Here is a 20,996-nt window from a genome sequence, read left to right on the forward strand (position 1 = left end):
CGCTCCATGCCGATCTGCCAACTCCCTTATATCATGTTCACAAAGATGTTGGCTATTATCCACCGGGATAGCATGAGGAAGCCGCACTTGACGACAACCGGGACTAACCCGTTATCCACAGCAATCATGAGGCTTCATATTGCTTGAGAAACTGCATAACCCGACACAGAAGATTCAAGCTGTCGTGTAAGGTCATATTCATAACAGCATTATGTCTGCTGCTTTTGAGCCCTTGGGTGTGACAAAATTTATTATTTTAATAAGACCAACAGTCATTCTATCATGAGAGACAGGATAGGGTACGCCGTCATCAGACCGGCGTATTTCTTTATTCAAGAAGTGCGGGCAAGTCGTCCGCAAAATTTTGATAGAAGACGGGCGTAAGAAGCGATAAATCGCAGCCGTACCAACCGAGGTCGAGCGGCCATCCGACGTGAATGGAAAAGGCCCTCCATGCACCATGGCCAGAGACACCTCGACACCTGTGGCAAAACCGTTCACCAACAGGCGTCCGGCAGTGACTTCCAATAAGGGAAGAAGCTCTTTTGCCAAGGCATTGTTGTTTTTTGGCGATGCGACTGTTATCGGTTTCACTTGTCATTGTCGACTTTGCACAGATAATCGTTAATGTTCGCTTCAATAATTTGATCCAGTTTCAAGAGCGGCTGCTTATTCAGCTGCTTCCAAACCGATTTTTTAGTCGTTTTATCCGATTTTTCGTCTTCCACGGGGTTTTCCCTGACGGTATTTTCGCGCCAGGTCAAAAAATTATCACTAGATGTGCTTTCTTCCCCCGTCATTCTATGCCTTTCATAAGCATCATGTCCAATTAGATAAAAATCATTATCCTGCCAGCGAAATATATAGACATTATAACCCAATGAGGTTCTGAACCAGCCAATCCTGATAGCAAAGATGCCATTACCCGCATAAACTTCACCAAAAACTACGCCGTTGAACGGGTCTTGGCTATCCATACTTGCGGTAACACGCGGAATGAAAGTAGTGTTCTGCTTGATAAGTCACCAGCTCTTCCCGTCAGCGAATAAAACGATCAATATTCTTGGATTGGTATCAATCGGCGCGCAATAGTCTCAATCCTTAGGCTGAATGAAGTTTGCATCGTCCCGATCTTTCACAACCATGACCGTATCCAATTGGCCATCTTTATTGAGATCGTCTTGCCGGATAAATTCTATGTTCCAAAAATCGGGAACAAAGTCTTCAAGCTTTTCGCTACGTTGAGGTACCTTTGGTAAATCAGGTGTCTCCTGATCTTCCGCACAGCTGACAGATAACGAAGACATTACAAAGAACGAAAATGCTATAGCTTTATAAAAATTGGTTTTCTGCATCCTTTGTGTGCTTTTTTTCGAAAAATACGCTAATAAACACTAAACGAGCTGATTTGGAGATGAAAGTAATTCAATTAATATTGAAAAGTATTTCTTTATTTATAACACGACATATCAACAAAGAATCCAATATATTGGATTCAGATGTTATGCATATTGTAGAATACAACGCTTACACAGTCCTCCCCCTTATTATCTAAAGCTTGACACATGTTTCGGATTCCTTTTTCCAGACGTTTTCCTTGAACCTCCGAACACATTACGAAGATGACGTCAGACAGCAACCGGTGAACTATACAATCATTGCGCTCGAACAAGGCTCTAAACTGACACCTGCTTCAATCCGGAATGAAGCAATCGCGGTAATACCGTTCTTCGTCGCACGAAACGAAATACCGACCGCGATATGACGAGAATATGAGTTGTTTAAATAAAAAAGAGGCTGTTGCCGGTAATACCGGTTGAATGCACAATGTTTTATTGAATATTGTCAACGGGTTGTTCGTTTTAACGTTTATCGGAAATCTGCCACTTGCGTTATTTTGTATCTGGCCGTTTTTAAATATCACCGGAAGGGAGAAAATAAAATTGATCCTCAATGTAGAACCGTGACCTTTTGCCATCGGAATTTTGCCGGGCTTGATATTTTGCCAGCTTGATATTTGCTATGAGCAGGGGCAAGCACTTTGACAGGTGTATCGTTTCAAATTAAATTCTACGCATCTTTTATTTTGGCGTACGGACTTTTTAAACGCGTTCGTGCGCTTATATGGCGTGTTGGCACGCTTCGATCATATGCAGGAAAACTGTAATTTTCTGCAAAAGAGCAAAAGCGCAAATCAAAAAACATGGTTTTAGAATGGCTACACTGTAGCGCAATACAGCATAATAGAGCGAAAAGAATAATGGCTTAAGAGCTCATCAAAAATAGCTATAATCTGCCTTGAATTTCTTACCGCTATACCAGTCAAATGGATTAAAAATCAGAATAACAGACGTGATCGTTAAAAAAACAACTTATCCGCAAGAAAAACTTTGTAATTGACCTTTTTAGAACGTTTTTCACAAAAAACGCTTTAATGCGGTTTTACATTTTATAATCGCACCCACTCTTGAATGAAATTGATTTTTATGTTTTACAGGGGGTGATTCATTCAATTTGAGAAAAAGTCGTCTGCAATAGACTTGCGAATGCGGTTTAGGAGAAAATGAAATATGATAAATAACTATGTGACGGTGAAAGTTTCGACTTTCACGTTGATGCTATGTTTATCCTTATCAACTTCGGCAAGTGCCTATGCAGAGGATATTGTTTACAATGGTACTTGGGAAGATGCTGCCAAACTTCATCTCGATCCTAATGGAGCTAATGAATCTATTTATCCTACAGCTTCGTCATCGCATAACACTATTACCGTATCAAATGATAATAATTTATCGTTTGATGAAACTGATGAAACTCACTATGTTTCGCCTTATAACGTTATAGGTGGCTTAAATAGTCTTGGCGAAGCCAGCAATAATAAAGTTATTTTGAATGGCGCTAAAATTCAAAACCATGTTTACGGTGGGCGTATAGAAGGCGATACAGGAAATACCAATAATAATTATGTCTATGTAAAGGACACTACCTTATCAGGTAATTTTTACGGCGGCTTAGCCGAGTACGGAACCGCAAATAGCAATAGCGTTTTTATAGAGTCCGGTAAGTTTTCTTCGACGACAAGAATTTATGGCGGTTTTTCCTCGGGATTGGGTGATACCAATAACAACACCGTTACCATTCATAGTGCAAATATTGAAAAAAGTATGATTTATGGGGGATTTGCTACAGCGGATGGCGATGCGTGGGGAAACCATGTTAATATAGCAAGTAAAGGGCCTATAAATACTAAAGTAGGCCAAGTTATCGGTGGGTACCTGTACCAATCGGGCGGTTCTTCGGAAACAGCAAGATCAGCCAAAAGCAATAGTGTTACCATTGAAGAAAACACCGAAGTTACCGGTGAGGTATACGGTGGTCAAATTGAGTACGGCGTTGGCACTGCTGGTGGTACAAATGAAGATGATGGTAATAGGGTCACTATCACGGGCGCAACAGTCGGCGGTAGCATTTATGGCGGTGTGGCCAACGGTGCGGCGTTGAATAATGTAGTGACAATAACACAAAGCACTGTCAAAGATAGCATTTTTGGCGGATCAAGCAAATCCGTTGGAGCGGCATCTTTTAACAAAGTTTTTTTGACGGGTGGCAGGACTGTTGATGTTTTTGCGGGGTTTTCAACACTTGGCGAGGCGTCAAACAACAGTGCGGTTATTACCGATGCGACGGTTAATGGTATAATATATGGCGGAATGGCGTCAACCAATGCAATCAATAACACCGTCGCGTTGAGGGGTGGTATTGCCGAAAAAAGCGTAACAGGCGGGTTTTCTTCACTTGGTGATGCAACAGAAAACAAGGTGATAGTATCGGCCAAAAGCAGTGCACAAAGTGTCATAGGCGGTCAAAGCCAAAATGGTGGGGCGATAGCAAATAATGTTGCTATCGAGGATGCGACAATTACCGGAGATGTTTTCGGTGGCATATCTTCTGGTAGTTCGGCAACGAAAAACATTGTGACGTTGATGGGAGAAAGCGTCAAAATTTCCGGTTCGGTGTATGGCGGCTATGACGCGGCTGCTTCATCGAATGATGTTTTTACCGGCAATACGCTAAACCTGAATGAATTTCGCGGAAGCATGGCAGGCATCTATAATTTTGAAAAATACAATTGGGTTTTGCCAAAAAATGTTGTGAACAATGATGCACTTGTCCATATTACAGGTACAAATCCTGTTGATCTGGCAAAAACCAGCCATACAGTTTCATTGCTAAATGACGGTAACCGGTTGCATGTTAACGACAAAATAACATTGATCGACAAGTCCAAAAACGGGCCCGATGTTCCCAGCTTGGAAGTTCACCAAGGCAATTTCATTATTTATGACATGAAATTGCAACAGGAAAAAGATGGCTATGTTCTGACGGCTGTCAATATGACAGATACGAGCAGTAATGGCGGAGACAATCCCGGTAATGAACTGGCCGGACGGATCAATCCGCGATCCAAAGCTTTTTCCGAAGGGCGTGTGGCTTCCCTCGGGTTTTTGAACCAGGCTGCAGACCTTATTGCCAATTCGGGCATACGCTCGGCAAAAGCTGCGGTTCTTGAAGGTGCTGACAAGGCTTGGAATATGAATTTGATGCCATTTTTGGTCATTGACGGCAGTTCCAACCGTTACAAGACGGGTAGCCATGCCGATGTAGACGGCTTTAATATGGCTGTTGGTCTGGCTAGCGGGTTTGAAATTGCCAATAAACACGCTGTGACACTTGGGGCATTTTTTGAGTATGGTCGTGGGACTTACGACACCTATAACAGTTTTGCAACCTATGCCTCTGTTCATGGTGATGGCGATACCCATTATACAGGCGGCGGTATTTTGGGGCGAATTGATTTTGCCGGTACCGGCCTTGGTCTGGTTGACAAGCTCGAAGCCGGACAGGCAGATGGCCTTTATGCCGAAGCGTCATTCCGGGCTGGCCATATAGATACCGATTTTGATACCAATGATATTTTGGGAATTACCGGCGGCAGCAGCAAATATGATAGCGGTGCCGACTACTATGGTCTGCATGGCGGTGTCGGTTATGTCATGAATTTTGACGAACGCAATTCGGTTGATGTCTATGCCCGTTATCTATGGACAAAGATTGACAGCGAAACCGTTAACATTGGTGTCGACAAGCTCAGGTTCGACGATGCCGACAGTTCGCGCATTCGCATTGGCGCGCGTTACACGATGGCTTATAACCAGCAGTTCAAACCTTTTGTTGGTGTCGCCTACGATCATGAATTTGATGGTAAAATTGGCGCATATGCTTATCAATTAAAACTGGATAAACCTTCACTTGAGGGAGACACCGGCATATTCGAGGCAGGTGTTTCGATGACCCCGATAAGCACTATAAAAGCGTTAAGTGTTGACATTAGCGGACAGGGTTATATCGGCAAACGCCAAGGTGGCGGCGGCGGCCTCAAGATTAAATACCAGTTCTGATTATGAGCAGGCCGATATAGCTTTTACATTTGTCATTGCCTTATTCAAAACGCGGCAAATATCGGTTTTGATATGTGATTTTGTTTCATATTGTGGAATTTATTGCCGATCAAAGCGGCTTTTCACGGTTCGGCGCTATTTTTGTCAGACTGCACATCTTCCGACAAGTTTTAAAACGATCGACTTTGTCGGCCGGTCGTAATAGAAGCCGGTATCGGCCGGCCTTTATAAAAATGATGAGATAGCCTAAGCAGAAAAATAATAAATGGGTCTTGCTTAATTTAGTGACAAAATTCGTCCTAAGGTTATGAGCAGATATTAAGAATAAGTATTGTATCTGTAGTCACATTTCAGAGCAGAGAATTTGCGATTTTGTCCGCTGTTTTGCGATCGATTTAACAGCCCTACAAACAGCAGACTTGACAGGGCTTAATCGTAATACCTTCGACCGTTTTCATCATAGTCTGCATCAAAGAATATATGCTGCCAGTGAAGCTGAACGACCAATGTTCGGAGTTGTCGAAATTGATGAAAGTCTGTTCGGATCAGGCCGTGTAAAAGGTAAACGTAATCGCGGTGCTTATGGCAAGATAACTGTTTTTGGCTTTTTGAACGCGATGGACAGTTTTATACAGAAGTTGTTCCTGATTGCCCGAAAGCCAGGTTACAGGGCATTATATGCAGAAGAATAGTATAGTATCCTTCATAAACTCCGATGGATGGCGCGGATATAACGGGCTGGTCGATCTCGGATATATTCATTTCTATTCACACCTGTTTTCCTTGGCTCTGTCACTCTTGTTGCTATCGCATTCGTTGTGAACAACATAGGCGCGGTCAAAGACTGGCCAAAATATTTGTGGTAGTTGCGCCTTATATCTCGTTGCAAACTTCAAATAAATTAAGCAACCAGCGCAAGAACCCGATTGCAGGAAAGATTGCAGATATAACGCACTTCCTATTGCGAAAAAACATCAAACTTATTGTAGTCAATATTCGGAAGAGTTGTGGTTATTACCATGCGTTTGAACGAGTGCCGAATACCACCGCGTTCAGACCAGACATTTGATAACTGAAGGTGCAAATACGTTGGCAAAGATGGAAAATCGGCTTTTTTCAGACCAACAAAGTTCTTTCTGGCAACTTAAGGACGGATATTCAAAGGCCTCATTATTTATTCCTAACGCGGCTTCATTTATTCGTAACGCGGCTTCCTGCCGCGGCTTGCAGTTACAACACGTTATCCCGACAAGCAAAGTAACAATGACTGAAGCAGCCATTAGTTCATACACTTAGCAAAGTGAAAGGAATGATACGTCAACTGTTGATCGAGCCAGTGATCGTATCATCAATCCAAGGCAGGAAGAGGCTACAATGCTTGAAGATTTGAAGTTTAGCGCCTGTCAGTCAGGACCGCATAGAAATCTGCGAATTTAGACATTTTGCAACAACTCTCGACTTGCGTCCGCATTATCCTTCATAGTTTCATGAGCAACAAGATCATCTGTTGGATGATAATACCCTACCCATTGGTCGGGTTCGCGCCTCGTTAATTCCGGTTTTGTTGTTGCTATAGCGCGCTTACCCTTCGGCAGGGGGCAAAAAGCATAGAACAGGTGAAAAAATTCTTTTTTTCCGCCTATTGGAACGCAATGAAAAATTTACGCCTTATGAACTTCCGAATGTCTGTGTTGAAACGGTTCTATTTATTATATGCCAATCAATCAAATTTATGCTGTCAATCGAAACTTTTGTCTGTTGCGGCCGCTTTGCTGCTGACGTTTTTTCCGATGTCACCAAGTTTTATCATAAGCGCATCTTTTGTTAATAGCGTCACATTCTCTTTCCTGAATTGCGACAGAATATCGAACGGGCAGCAAGCCTGAAGTGTGCTGAACAATGGTCACTTTAACACGATCGCCGGCCGCTATATGACGAGAATATGTGTTGTTTAAATCAAAAAGAGGTTGTTGCCGGTAATACCGGTTGAATGCACAATGTTTTATTGAATAATGCACAATGTTTTATTGAATATTGTCAACGGGTTGTTCGTTTTAACGTTTATCGGAAATCTGCCACTTGCGTTATTTTGTAGCTGACTGTTTTTAAATATCACCGGAAGGGAGAAAATAAAATTGATCCTCAATGTAGAACCGTGACCTTTTGCCATCGGAATTTTGCCAGGCTTGATATTTTGCCAGGCTTGATATGCGCTATGAGCAGGGGCAAGCACTTTGACAGGTGTATCGTTTCAAATTAAATTCTGCGCATCTTTTATTTGGGCGTACGGACTTTTTAAACGCGTTCGTGCGCTTATACGGCGCCTTGGCACACTTCGACCGTATGCAGGAAAACTGTAATTTTCTGCAAAAGAGCAAAAGCGCAAATTAAAAAACATGGTTTTAAAACGGCTACACTGTAGCGCAATACAGCATAATAGAGCGAAAAGAATAATGGCTTAAGAGCTCATCAAAAATAGCTATAATCTGCCTTGAATTTCTTACCGCCATACCAGTCAAATGGATTAAAAATCGGAATAACAGACGTGATCGTTAAAAAAACAACTTATCCGCAAGAAAAACTTTGTAATTGACCTTTTTTAAATAGTTTTTCACGAAAAATGCTTTAATGTAGTTTTACAATTTATAATTGCGTGCACTATTGAATGAATTTAAGTTTTACGTTTTACACGAGTTGATTCATTCAATTTGAGAAAAAGTCGCCTGCAATAGACTTGCGAATGCGGTTTAGGAGAAAATGAAATATGATAAATAAATATGTGACAGTGAAAGTTTCGACTTTCACGTTGATGCTATGTTTATCCTTATCAACTTCGTCAAGTGCCTATGCAGAGGATATTGTTTACAATGGTACTTCGGAAGACGCTACCACTAAACTTCGTCGGGATCCAGCTTCATTGCGTTACTCTCTTTATCCTGCAAAATCGTCATCAAATAACACTATTACCGTATCAAATGATAGTAATTTATCGTTTGATGAAAATGATGAAACTCCCTATGTTTCGCCTTATAACGTTATAGGTGGCTTAAATAGTCGTGGCGAAGCCAGCAATAATAAAGTTATTCTGAATGGCGGTAAAATTCAAAACCATGTTTATGGTGGGCGTGTAGACGGTACAGGCAATGCCGATAATAATTATATCCATGTAAAGGAAACTTACATGTTATTAGGTAATTTTTACGGCGGCATAACAATGAGCGGAACCGCAAATGGCAATCGTATTGTTTTAGAGTCCGGCAAGTTTGTTGCGCGGATACAAATTTATAGCGGATTTTCCATGGGATCGGGTGATGCCAATAACAACAGCATTATCATTCATAGTGCAGATATTGAAAATAGTGTGATTAATGCGGCATTTGCAGGGGATGGCAATGCGTGGGGCAATCATGTTAATATAGCAAGTAAAGGGTCTATAAAAACCAAAGTAGGCCAAGTTGTTAGCGGATACGTGTACCGATCGGGCGATTCTTTGGCAACAGCAACATCAGCCAAGGGCAATAGTGTTACCATTGAAGAAAACACCGAAGTTACCGGTGAGGTATACGGTGCTCACATTCAGTACGGCGTTGGCACTGCTGGTGGCACAAATGAAGATGATGGTAATAGGGTCACTATCACGGGCGCAACAGTCGGCGGTAGCATTTATGGCGGTGTGGCCAACGGTGCGGCGTTGAATAATGTAGTGACAATAACACAAAGCACTGTCAAAGATAGCATTTTTGGCGGATCAAGCGAATCCGTTGGAGCGGCATCTTTTAACAAAGTTTTTTTGACGGGTGGCAGGACTGTTGATGTTTTTGCGGGGTTTTCAACACTTGGCGAGGCGTCAAACAACAGTGCGGTTATTACCGATGCGACGGTTAATGGTGTAATATATGGCGGAATGGCGTCAACCAATGCAATCAATAACACCGTCGCGTTGAGGGGTGGTATTGCCGAAAAAAGCGTAACAGGCGGGTTTTCTTCACTTGGTGATGCAACAGAAAACAAGGTGATAGTATCGGCCAAAAGTAGTGCACAAAACGTCATAGGCGGTCAAAGCCAAAATGGTGGGGCGATAGCAAATAATGTTGCTATCGAGGATGCGACAATTACCGGAGATGTTTTCGGTGGCATATCTTCTGGTAGTTCGGCAACGAAAAACATTGTGACGTTGATGGGAGAAAGCGTCAAAATTTCCGGTTCGGTGTATGGCGGCTATGACGCGGCTGCTTCATCGAATGATGTTTTTACCGGCAATACGCTAAACCTGAATGAATTTCGCGGAAGCATGGCAGGCATCTATAATTTTGAAAAATACAATTGGGTTTTGCCGAAAGATGTTGTGAACAATGATGCACTTGTCCATATTACAGGTACAAATCCTGTTGATCTGGCAAAAACCAGCCATACAGTTTCATTGCTAAATGACGGTAACCGGTTGCATGTTAACGACAAAATAACATTGATCGACAAGTCCAAAAACGGGCCCGATGTTCCCAGCTTGGAAGTTCACCAAGGCAACTTCATTATTTATGACATGAAATTGCAACAGGAAAAAGATGGCTATGTTCTGACGGCTGTCAATATGACAGATACGAGCAGTAATGGCGGAGACAATCCCGGTAATGAACTGGCCGGACGGATCAATCCGCGCTCCAAAGCTTTTTCCGAAGGGCGTGTGGCTTCCCTCGGGTTTTTGAACCAGGCTGCAGACCTTATTGCCAATTCGGGCATACGCTCGGCAAAAGCTGCGGTTCTTGAAGGTGCTGACAAGGCTTGGAATATGAATTTGATGCCATTTTTTGTCATTGACGGCAGTTCCAACCGTTACAAGACGGGTAGCCATGCCGATGTAGACGGCTTTAATATGGCTGTTGGTCTGGCTAGCGGGTTTGAAATTGCCAATAAACACGCTGTGACACTTGGGGCATTTTTTGAGTATGGCCGTGGGACTTACGACACCTATAACAGTTTTGCAACCTATGCCTCTGTTCATGGTGATGGCGATACCCATTATACTGGCGGCGGTATTTTGGGGCGAATTGATTTTGCCGGTACCGGCCTTGGTCTGGTTGACAAGCTCGAAGCCGGACAGGCAGATGGCCTTTATGCCGAAGCGTCATTCCGGGCTGGCCATATAGATACCGATTTTGATACCAATGATATTTTGGGAATTACCGGCGGCAGCAGCAAATATGATAGCGGTGCCGACTACTATGGTCTGCATGGCGGTGTCGGTTATGTCATGAATTTTGACGAACGCAATTCGGTTGATGTTTATGCCCGTTATCTATGGACAAAGATTGACAGCGAAACCGTTACCATCGGTGTCGACAAGCTCAGGTTCGACGATGCCGACAGTTCGCGCATTCGCATTGGCGCACGCTACACGATGGCTTATAACCAGCAGTTCAAACCTTTTGTTGGTGTCGCCTACGATCATGAATTTGATGGTAAAATTGGCGCATATGCTTATCAATTAAAACTGGATAAACCTTCACTTGAGGGAGACACCGGCATATTCGAGGCAGGTGTTTCGATGACCCCGATAAGCACTATAAAAGCGTTAAGTGTTGACATTAGCGGACAGGGTTATATCGGCAAACGCCAAGGTGGCGGCGGCGGCCTCAAGATTAAATACCAGTTCTGATTATGAGCAGGCCGATATAGCTTTTACATTCGTCATTGCCTTGTTCAAAACGCGGCAAACGTCGGTTTTGATATGTGGTTTTGTCTCATATTGTTGAATCTATTGCCGATCAAAGCGGCTTTTCACGGTTCGGCGCTGTTTTTGTCAGACTGCACATCTTCCGACAAGTTTTAAAACGATCTACTTTGTCGGCCGGTCGTAATAGAAGCCGGTATCGGCCGGCCTTTATAAAGTGGCAAAAAGTCCATCTTTCTGAAACCGTAATGCGTCGGTTTCCTCGCTGATAACAACATCAATATCCGGAACGTCTATTTTTAATTCATTGCGTAGTTCTTCCAATATATGACGGCGTTCCATTGCAGTTGCCGCTATATCGGCTTCCAAAGGAACAATTTTTTCAATTTCTCCAATTCGGCGCGCAGCTCATCGCGTTCGTGACCAACCTTTTACCAAATATTCCGTGGCGGCACGAGAAGCCTTTCCACACAAGTATAAATAAACTCGTTTATCGCTATTTTAACAAGCAGAGTATTTTCCACCAACTTCAGACATGTCTTTAACATTTAGCTTGCCAAGGCAAGAACCTCATTGAGGCAACGTGACCGACAAAATTTTTATCAACTCTGTATACTATAATGTACTTATTATAACGGTTTATCCTTTTTGTAATAGTTTAGCCGCAGTGGGCAAGCGCTCCAATCCATATGAAGAAGGCACGCCTGGATTTGGTTTCAGACGAATATGATATGGTTTGATTGATGTGAAAAGCAGATGAGGAACCAATGGGTAAAGAAGACACGGGCTAGGTGTCAGAATCGAGTGTCAGAGACGGGATCAAACACGCGCAAGTTTTAGGTTAAAGATCTTTGATAGAGAAGCTTTATTTCCGGAAGGCGTTACACATACGCCAAACGACAAGCGTTTGAAGGCTGGCAGAGCCGCGGGCGGGTAAAGGGAAGCGCAGCGCTTATATAAGGAGGATATTGATAGGTGAGAATCCGGCGAAAGCAGGAGAAGGAAGAAGTCGTAGGATGATTGGTTGCGGGGGTAGGATTTGAACCTGTGGCCTTCAGATTACGAGCCTGACGCGCTACCGGGCGCCCCACCCCGCGCCAAGGAAGAGTGTTTTACGAAAAACGCGAGGGGGGGGCGAAAAGGCCACCCTATCCGGAACTGTAAATATTAGAGTTACGTTATAGATGGATGTAACGGGATAAGAACGAGCCGAGAGGCTGATTTCGTTATAGCAATTCAAGCAAAACAATCAAGAATGATCTGCCCGTCAAATGCCAATTGAAGAGGAAGTACGAGGCTAAATATCGTAAAGATCGCTCTCGATCGATTGTCTCTATTTTGGCATGATTCAACTGCGTGATTAAAAAAGTTCCAAGCGGTACATTCTCATGGTCGGTGTAGAATCTTTCAGTGAAACTGATTTTGATTAAATCCCGTTTCATGAAAATCGACAGGTTGGCCTTTTGAAACAAAATCCGGACATTTTAAAACAAGCTTGTTTCACCCAAGCAAATAAGCAACCAAATCTTCAACCGTTATCTTGGAGCCTTTTTACGGCCCTCCATTGTCGGAAGGTTAGATAAATCTGAAGGCAATTGCCCCGATAAGCCAGAAAACTTTTCAAATTGGAAACATATTGCCTTCAGGAGTTCTTCTTTGTTTGCAAGTCTAGCCCTCGCGAGGCTTATAAAATGTTTGCAAACACTCTGACACCTGTTCACACCCCTACCACGATAGCAATTAGAACTGGTATTTGAGCTTGATGCCGCCACCGCCGCCTTGGCGTTGTCCGGCGTAGCCCTGACCATTGACATCAATGCTCAAGGCCTTGTTGCTGGCAACCGGTTGAAGGCTAAAGCCAGCCTCGAAAATACCGGTGCTACCCTCTAACGATGGACGGTCGAGATTGAACTCATAGGCTTTTGCCATCACCTCGCCATCGAACTCGTATTCATAGGCTGCACCAATGTAAGGCTTGAACTGTTCATTAAAGGCATAAGCATAACGACCACCAAGCTGAATGCGTGAACTGGTCGAGCTGTCAAAGTGAAGCGGTTCATTGGCGACAGAAACATCATCACCATCCATATGCGTCCATAAATAACGACCAAAGACATCAAGTGCCTGTCTTTCATTGACGTTGAACACATAGCCACCGGCAACATGCCCGCCATAATAGGTCACCGGGCTATCATAAGAACCACGATAGACACCGGTGAAGTTACCAAGTAGATTGGCATTGCGCCCGACATCGAATTCACTCTTGGCGCGACCGGCACGAAGCGAGGCTTCCACATAAAGACCATCGGCCTGATCGGCGGCAAGCTGGCGCACACGGCCAAGACCGGTGCCTGCAAAGTCGATACGAGCGAAGATGCCGCCGCCCTTATAGTTGCTATCGCCGTCACCATGCACAGAGGCAAAGTCGGTAAAGCTGTTATAGGTATCATAGGTGCCACGGCCATATTCAAAGAAGGCTCCCACAGTGGCCTTGTGGCCTGCTGCAAAATTGAAGCCTGTGGCAAGACCGACCGCCATGTTGAAGCCGTCTATATCCACATGGCTGCCTGTCTTATAACGTTGCGATGAACCATTGGCGATCATGAACGGTATGAAAGCCGGACGGTTGAAATTATCCTCATTGGCGCGCACCATGATGCGGATATGGTCTATACCGGCAGTTGCTATCAGGTCACTACCCTGATTGACAAAGCCAAGGGCTGCCGCACGGCCTTCCGAATAAGATTTCGACTGCGGATTGATCTTGGCAGCTGAACCGCCTCCACCGCTATTGCCGCTGTCACCGCTATTGCCACCGCTATTGCCGCCGTCACCGCTATTGCCGCCACTATTGCCGCCGTCACCGCTATTGCCGCCGCCCGGTACGTCATCGGTGTTATTATTAATAGTCAATACCAATGCATTATTGCCTGTGTTTTGCTGTGCCAATGTCGCATCATAGACAATGAAGCTACCCTGCCTGATGGTATAATTCTGTGAGACAAGGCTGCCTGTCGTCTTATCGATCATGGTAACCCTGTCACCGCCCTTCAGACGGCTGCCATCATTGACCATGGCAATGGTGTGTTTGGTATCGGTCAAATCAACGGCAGTGCCACCATTGGCAATTGTCACAAGCACATCGCCATTCTTCACATCACTTGGCAATGTCCAGTTGTAGTTCTCGAAATTGTAGATACCGGAAACAGTTCCGCGATAACCGATGAGATTAAGTGTGTTACCTTTAATAACTGTATCGAAGTCGGTATTGTCCGATCCATCGCCATAGACACTCCGTCCACCCCAGATTGAGCCGTAGGTCGTCACATTGCCATCATCATCACGCGCACCAATTTTGATGTCAGCGCCTTCCAACGTAATCGTATTGCCGGTAGCTGCGCCACCAGATCCGTTATTATTGCTATACGCTGCACCGCCAATACTATAACCGCCATAGACATCGCCCCAAATTAACGATTTTCCGGTTATGGTAACCGTGTTATCGGTTACATTTCCTCCACTTCCTCCCTGACCGTCGCCGCTAGCTCCCCCGATACTTACACCGCCAAAAACACTTCCGCCCTCAATACCATCATGCCCAAGTCCGGCCGCATCTGCTAACGCCGAGCCGCCTTTTCCGCCATCTGCGCCCTTTAGAATAACGTTCGTCAATGTAATTGTGTTTTCACTGACACTGCCGCCTGCACCACCCGTACCTATACCCATCATCTGGTAGCCTGCCGCACCGCCAATGCTCAGTCCTCCAAAAACCGAGCCACCGCCCATACCACCGGCACCCCCGCCGCCGGCATTACTTCCACCGCCATCTCCCCCTGCAGCTCCAATCAAAGTAACATTTGTCAGTGCGACCCGGTTACCGTTGACATTGCCCCCGACATTGTATCCGCCTATGAAACCATGTATGAATCCGGCATCAGCCCCGCCAATGCTCAAGCCGCCATAGACCGAACCGCCCCCCATGCCGCCAACACCACCGCCAACACTGCCATTCATGCCCTGACCGCCAATACCGCCTGCTCCGCCTGTCAAGGTTACATCTATTAATGTTACGTGGTTTTTACTAGCCGAACCGCCTTCTCCGCCATTTTCACTTAGACCAGCCGAGCCGCCCATACTCAAGCCCCCGAAAATAGAGGCGCCGCCCATACCACCTATTCCACCACTAAGCGCACCGGTTACGCCGCTGCCAGCAACACCGTTTCCACCGTTACCACCTTTCAAATCAACATTTGAAAGGTTTACTACATTATCGTTTACAGCCCCGCCATCTCCACCACTAGCGCCACCGGTTTCACCATGACTACCAGCGCCACCACTACTCAAACCACCGAAAACAGACCCGCCGCCCGCACTCCCTCCATTGGTCACATCGTTTTCCAAGCCTCCATTGGCAGCGGATTGGCCTGACCAATTATACCGGACATTGCTGATCGAAATTTGATTGTTCGAGATATCAGCCGCCGTAACACCTTCTCCCATGGCTCGGTTCAACTGGACATCTACACCGCCATAAATAATGTAAGGTGCGTTGATTGTTCCGGTTGTTGTCCAAGCGGCTTGTCCTGCTCCGTTTGTACCACCATCAACAGTAACCACATTGTCACTATAAATATTGCTCGAATAAAGACTTTTATAAGTGCTGCCGTTACCTGTTGGATCGGTTTGCAAAATAGAAGTGTTGTTTCCGTCAAAAACTAACGTTTCTGCTAAAGATGTACTGCTGTAAAACAGTGACGCAATAAGGGTGCAAACAGACACCCCATTTGCCCAGGTGGCTTTCCTGATTGAAGAGTTAAACATTTATACAATCCTGTAGCGAGTAAATCGAAAGTCCTGAAATACACATACCCGAAATTGGTTATTCTACTTAAGATAATTTGTCTCACTTTTTCAACCTTTAATCAGCATAGATATTGACCGTAATTGCCGCCAGCTCGCCGACATCCATACGCTTACCTGTCAATGGAACCTTGAAAGAAGTGGTGGATTTCGGGTTCGCCGTATAGGCTTCAAACACAACGTTACCACTTCCTTCCAGATCAGGTTTCAAAGGAGCGTAGTTTAATGTATTGAGATTGACATCACATGCTCCTACACCGCCACCGGTGGTTGGCTTGCGATAACCGGGCGAGCTGATGGTATCGTATTCGTTTTTGTCTGTGAATGATAGATAAAGATTGTTGTCACGATCCCCGTAATCGTTCATCCACGACTGAGGAATTGATACGGGAACCGAACAGTTTTGCCTCTTTTTTCCATCTTTAGATTGAACGTAAATAGCGCCATCAACCGTTGATGAGTGTAGGGTTAACTGCTTATCCCATAATGGGCTTGCGTATTTCAGTTTAATAATGAACCCAAGACCTGAATGATAGTAGTCCTTGTCTTCCGTTGGTGTGCAGTAAGTGTATGGCATTCCATTCTCAATCCAGTTCGATGTAGTACCACATAGTTTTGGCGAGACGTCCAGAATTGCCAGCAAAACACCTGATGCAGGTCTGAGTTCATACTTGACAGGTTCAGGCTGCCAACCTTGAGAATAATTGGTCATCGTGACAGAAAGCCAATAGGTAGACGGGCTGCTTTTCGAGCTTACAGTTGCCACGAGGCCATTTTGCGTGATGACCTGTGTTGCTCCGAGGTCTGTTGTCGAGAACGTTACGGGGAGCAGCTCCGCAGGAATAGCACGTCCTTTTTTGTCAACAGGCTTATAGGTTGCGGTCAACTTGTCTATGCCGTCATTGTAAAGTATGTCTTTATCCAAACTGACGAACGACTCATCTTTGTCGACATAGAGGCTGAAATTTGTCTCCCCTTGGGCGGTGAAGCCTTCGGCAGAGACCATAAATCCATTGCTGCCAAGCCATGATGCATAGGTTGATGACATTTGAACACTGACCTTGCCACCTTCATCTGTCACAACGTCTACACTGCCCTCTACACCATTAATAGCAAGCTCAAGCTCAAGATTGGTCGGTGTAACAGTGACTGTTCTATTAGCTAATGCTGCGCCGTTGTCATCCGTTAAAGTGATGGTAACAACATTGGTCGCATGACCATCGGCTATCGCGGTATCGGTATGAGCAATATTGATATTGATGTTCTGGCCAGGAATCTCAATAAGCTTCAATGTATCCGTTACACCTATTGTAGCGGCAGCTATACCATTAACAGTAGGCATGATGTTGATAACACCTATCGTCGTACCTGATGTTAAAGTGCTGACATAGGCACCCGCACCTCTATCATAGGACCAGGCTGACATTTTCGTGTCTTGTGGTCCGTTGGCCTCTTGAGGGGTAATCACTTGACTAATGGTTTCAGTTTTCAACGTCGAAATGAAGTTACCTGCAGCATCGCGTGGTCTAAACTCGATACGGCTTGTTGACCTTCCATTTGCTACAATCCGGTTTGGAATCGCTTTGATCTCACCTTTGCTAACGTCTATCGCCCCTGAAATAAGGGTGAGTATATTACCGGTCGAGCGGGAAATGCCATCCTCTCCATTAATCACCGGTATCACCTTGATAGCGCCGATTTTGGTTCCAGATGTCAAAACCGCTTGATAATGACCATCGACAAACGACCAGCTACCGATGGTTATGCCACTATCGGTTATCCCAATGATTTTACTTGTGATTGTGCTCGCATCGATGCTGGTAATAGGGTTCCCGTAACCATCCCTTGGCTTATAATGGATCGTTGAGGTGGTTTTACCATCTGCAACAATCGTATCAGGATCAGCATAAATCGTACTTGTATTCTTGTTCACCTTTCCCGCAGTAAACGTAATATTTAAGCTGGCAGTAACAGTTGTTCCTGATATCTGTCCTGTAACAGTTACAGTTTCAGGCGTATGATCAGACACGGCCGGTGCTTGTGTTATTTGGCCATCGGCATCGCTTTTTACTGTAGCCGGATAGATTGACGGTCTGCCACCTCCATTTGAACTTAAAGTGAATGTGACAGTTTTGTTCGGAATGAGTTGGCCGGTGTTCTTGTCACGCACAGCAACCGTGAATGTTGGCTGTTCATCCACCGTGGCCGATGTTTTGTCGTTTTCCCATGCGAGAACCAATTCAAATTCGCTCAATGTCACATCGGCTGAAAGAGAACCCACGGCCTTGTTGTTATATTCGGGTACAATCGTATAAACGCCGGTAACCGTGCCTTTGAGCTTTGCTGTATAGATACCGGTTCCGGTCTCTACTACATCGTCAATCGTTATGCTCCCGCTATTAGGACCGTTTTTCATAACAAATTTCAAGTTCTCGGCGATCTTACCTACCAGATTGCCATACTTGTCCTTGGCCGTAAAGGTCAATGTCGAGGTGTCGTGACCGTCTGCGACGATCAAGTCCGGAACAGCTTCGAATGTTGAACGCTCGTTACTGTCGCCATCCTTGTCAACAGGATCACCGGCTTTCAATGTTACATCGGCTGAAAGAGAACCAACGGCCGCGTTTTTATATTCCGGTACAATCGTATAAACGCCGGCAACCGTGCCTTTGAGGTTTGCTGTATAGGTACCGGCTGTTTCGGTCTCTACTACATCGTCAATCGTTATGCCATTGCTATTAGGACCGGTTTTCATAACAAATTTCAAGTCCTTGGCGATCCCACCGACAACGTGGCCAGTCTTGTCCTGAGCCTTAAAGGTCAATAGCGAGGTGGCGGTATTGTCTGCGGCGATCGAGTCCGGAACAGCTGTGAATGTTGAACGCGGCTTACCGTCGTCATCCTTGTCAACAGGATCACCGATTTTCAATTCCACATCGGCTGAAAGAGAACCCACGGCCTTGTTGTTATATTCCGGTACAATCGTATAAACGCCGACAACCGTGCCTTTGAGCTTTGCTGTATAGGTACCGGCTGTTGCGGTCTCTACTACATCGTCAATCGTTATGCCCTTGCTATCAGGACCGAATTTCATAACAAATTTCAGGTCGTTGGCTTTCCCAACTACCGCATTGCCATACTTGTCCTGGGCCATAAAGGTCAATAGCGAGGTGGCGGTATTGTCTGCGGCGATCGAGGGTGGGAAGGCTGTGAATGTTGAACGCTGTTCATTATTCTCACCCTTTTCAACAGGATCACCGGCTCCCAATGTCACAGTGTCTGAAAGAGAACCCACGGGCTCGTTATTATATTCCGGTACAATCGTATAATCGCCGGTAATCGTGCCTTTGAGTGTTGCTGTATAGGTACCGGCTGTTGCGGTCTCTACTACATCGTCAATCGTTATGCCCTTGATATCAGGACCGTTTTTCATAACAAATTTCAAGTCCTTGGCGATCCCACCGACAACGTGGCCATACTTGTCCTGGGCCTTAAAGGTCAATGTCGAGTACGCGGTATTGTCTGCGACGATCAAGTGTGGGTCGGCTATGAATGTTGAACGCGCATTACCGTCGCCATCCTTGTCAACAGGAGCATCGGCTCCCAATGTCACAGTGTCTGAAAGAGAACCCACGGCCTTGTTGTTATATTCCGGTACAATCGTATAAACGCCGACAACCGTGCCTTTGAGGTTTGCTGTATAGGTACCGGCTGTTGCGGTCTCTACTACATCGTCAATCGTTATGCCCCCGCTATTAGGACCGGTTTTCATAACAAATTTCAAGTTCCCGGCTTTCCCAACTACCGCATTGCCATACTTGTCCTGGGCCTTAAAGGTCAATAGCGAGGTGGCGGTATTGTCTGCGACGATCAAGTGTGGGTTGGCTATGAATGTTGAACGCTTTTCACCTCTTTCACCCTTTTCAGCAGGATCACCGGCTGTCAATGTCACATCGGCCGAGAGGGTGCCAACAGCATTGCCATCGAATTTCGGCGTTATCGTATAGACATTGGCAAGCGTGCCTGTGAGTGTTGCCTTATAGACACCGGTTTCGGTCTCGTTAATTTCATGCACCGTCACCTTGCCGCTTTCAGGAACGGGACCGTTTTTGATCGCAACATCAAAAACAAGCCTGCTCTTGATGCGGGTGACCATGTTGCCATTCTTGTCCTTGGCCGTAAAGGTCAATGTCGAGGCATCCTTATTGTCTGCGATGATCAAGTCCGGAACAGCTGAGAATGTTGAAAGCTCGATACCTTTTTCAACAGGAGCACCGGCTGTCAATGTCACATCGGCTGAGAGGTTGCCGACAGCTTTGCCATCGAATTTCGGCGTTACCGTATAGACATCGGCAACCGTGCCTTTGAGTTTTGCCGTATAGACACCGCTTTTGGTCTCGACAATTGAAGTCAACGTCACCTTGCCTTTGTCAGGAGCGGAACCGCCCTTGCTCACGACATCAAAGACAAGCCTGTCCTTGATGCCCATGATCGGGTTGCCATTCTTGTCCTTGGCCGTAAAGGTCAATGTCGAGTACGCGGTATTGTCTGCGACGATCGAGGGTGGATCGGCTTCGAATGTACTGTTGGTACTGTCAAATCCCGGAGCCTTGACTGTCACGGTTGTCGTTGCCTCTTTCGAGGTATTACCTTTGACATCCGTTGCAACGGCATTGACGACATAGTCATTATTACCACCCCACTGATAGGGTGGAAGAACAACCGAATAATCGCTGACACCGCTTCCCTGAACGATCTTGCCGCCTGCTGCAATCAGGGCTGCTGCCATCACACTGACGCTTGCAACATCATTCCTGGATTTAACCGATATGCCAAGCGAATAAGTCTCGTTATAAAAGCCGGTAATGCCGCCAACCATATAAAGCTTGATGAATTCATTCTTCTTATATTCAAGAACAATGTCGTTATTACGGTCAACCAGATCATATCTGCTTCCCGCAAGTGTGCGCATATCCCCGACCGCATCAGGATCAAGCTGCTTCGACAGC

At 45.4% G+C, this 20,996-nt stretch carries 8 protein-coding genes and 1 pseudogene; 3 read left to right on the top strand and 6 right to left on the bottom strand.

Annotated elements, in window-relative coordinates; genetic code table 11:
- Nucleotides 1-369: 369 nt before the first annotated feature.
- From GQS64_RS11250 to GQS64_RS11260, 3 genes and pseudogenes are all read right to left on the bottom strand, one after another.
- Nucleotides 370-540: pseudogene (locus GQS64_RS11250) on the bottom strand (aldehyde dehydrogenase (NADP(+))); the annotation flags it as partial.
- Between the two features lie 50 nt (nt 541-590).
- Complete coding sequence (locus GQS64_RS11255; RefSeq protein WP_077993678.1) at nt 591-977, bottom strand: hypothetical protein; 387 nt, start codon at nt 975-977, stop codon at nt 591-593.
- Between the two features lie 117 nt (nt 978-1,094).
- The gene (locus tag GQS64_RS11260) at nt 1,095-1,355 is read right to left on the bottom strand and encodes a hypothetical protein (RefSeq protein ID WP_077993680.1); all 261 of its coding nucleotides are present in this window, start codon (nt 1,353-1,355) and stop codon (nt 1,095-1,097) included.
- A gap of 1,215 nt (nt 1,356-2,570) precedes the next feature.
- Here GQS64_RS11260 and GQS64_RS11265 point away from each other — a divergent pair.
- The 3 genes from GQS64_RS11265 to GQS64_RS11275 all read left to right on the top strand — a co-directional run bounded on the left by GQS64_RS11265 (nt 2,571) and on the right by GQS64_RS11275 (nt 11,112).
- Nucleotides 2,571-5,459: an autotransporter outer membrane beta-barrel domain-containing protein gene (locus GQS64_RS11265; protein ID WP_198231648.1), complete on the top strand. Its 2,889-nt coding sequence runs from the start codon at nt 2,571-2,573 to the stop codon at nt 5,457-5,459.
- 506 nt (nt 5,460-5,965) lie between these two features.
- Nucleotides 5,966-6,151, top strand: coding sequence for a hypothetical protein (locus GQS64_RS11270; protein WP_198231649.1), 186 nt, complete (start codon nt 5,966-5,968; stop codon nt 6,149-6,151).
- 2,072 nt (nt 6,152-8,223) lie between these two features.
- On the top strand, nt 8,224-11,112 hold the full coding sequence (locus GQS64_RS11275; RefSeq protein ID WP_198231650.1) for an autotransporter outer membrane beta-barrel domain-containing protein: 2,889 nt from the start codon (nt 8,224-8,226) through the stop codon (nt 11,110-11,112).
- Between the two features lie 225 nt (nt 11,113-11,337).
- Here GQS64_RS11275 and GQS64_RS11280 read toward each other — a convergent pair whose 3' ends face one another.
- The 3 genes from GQS64_RS11280 to GQS64_RS11290 form a co-directional block, all read right to left on the bottom strand.
- Nucleotides 11,338-11,469: a hypothetical protein gene (locus GQS64_RS11280; protein WP_255520176.1), complete on the bottom strand. Its 132-nt coding sequence runs from the start codon at nt 11,467-11,469 to the stop codon at nt 11,338-11,340.
- 1,398 nt (nt 11,470-12,867) lie between these two features.
- Complete coding sequence (locus GQS64_RS11285; RefSeq protein WP_198231651.1) at nt 12,868-15,948, bottom strand: autotransporter outer membrane beta-barrel domain-containing protein; 3,081 nt, start codon at nt 15,946-15,948, stop codon at nt 12,868-12,870.
- A gap of 97 nt (nt 15,949-16,045) precedes the next feature.
- Nucleotides 16,046-20,959 carry an invasin domain 3-containing protein gene (locus GQS64_RS11290; protein ID WP_210329468.1) on the bottom strand — a complete coding sequence of 1,638 codons (4,914 nt, stop codon included), beginning with the start codon at nt 20,957-20,959 and terminating at the stop codon, nt 16,046-16,048.
- Nucleotides 20,960-20,996 lie beyond the last annotated feature (37 nt).

Origin of the sequence: Bartonella sp. P0282, assembly GCF_048452985.1 — a bacterium.
GTDB classification, from domain to species: domain Bacteria; phylum Pseudomonadota; class Alphaproteobacteria; order Rhizobiales; family Rhizobiaceae; genus Bartonella; species Bartonella choladocola.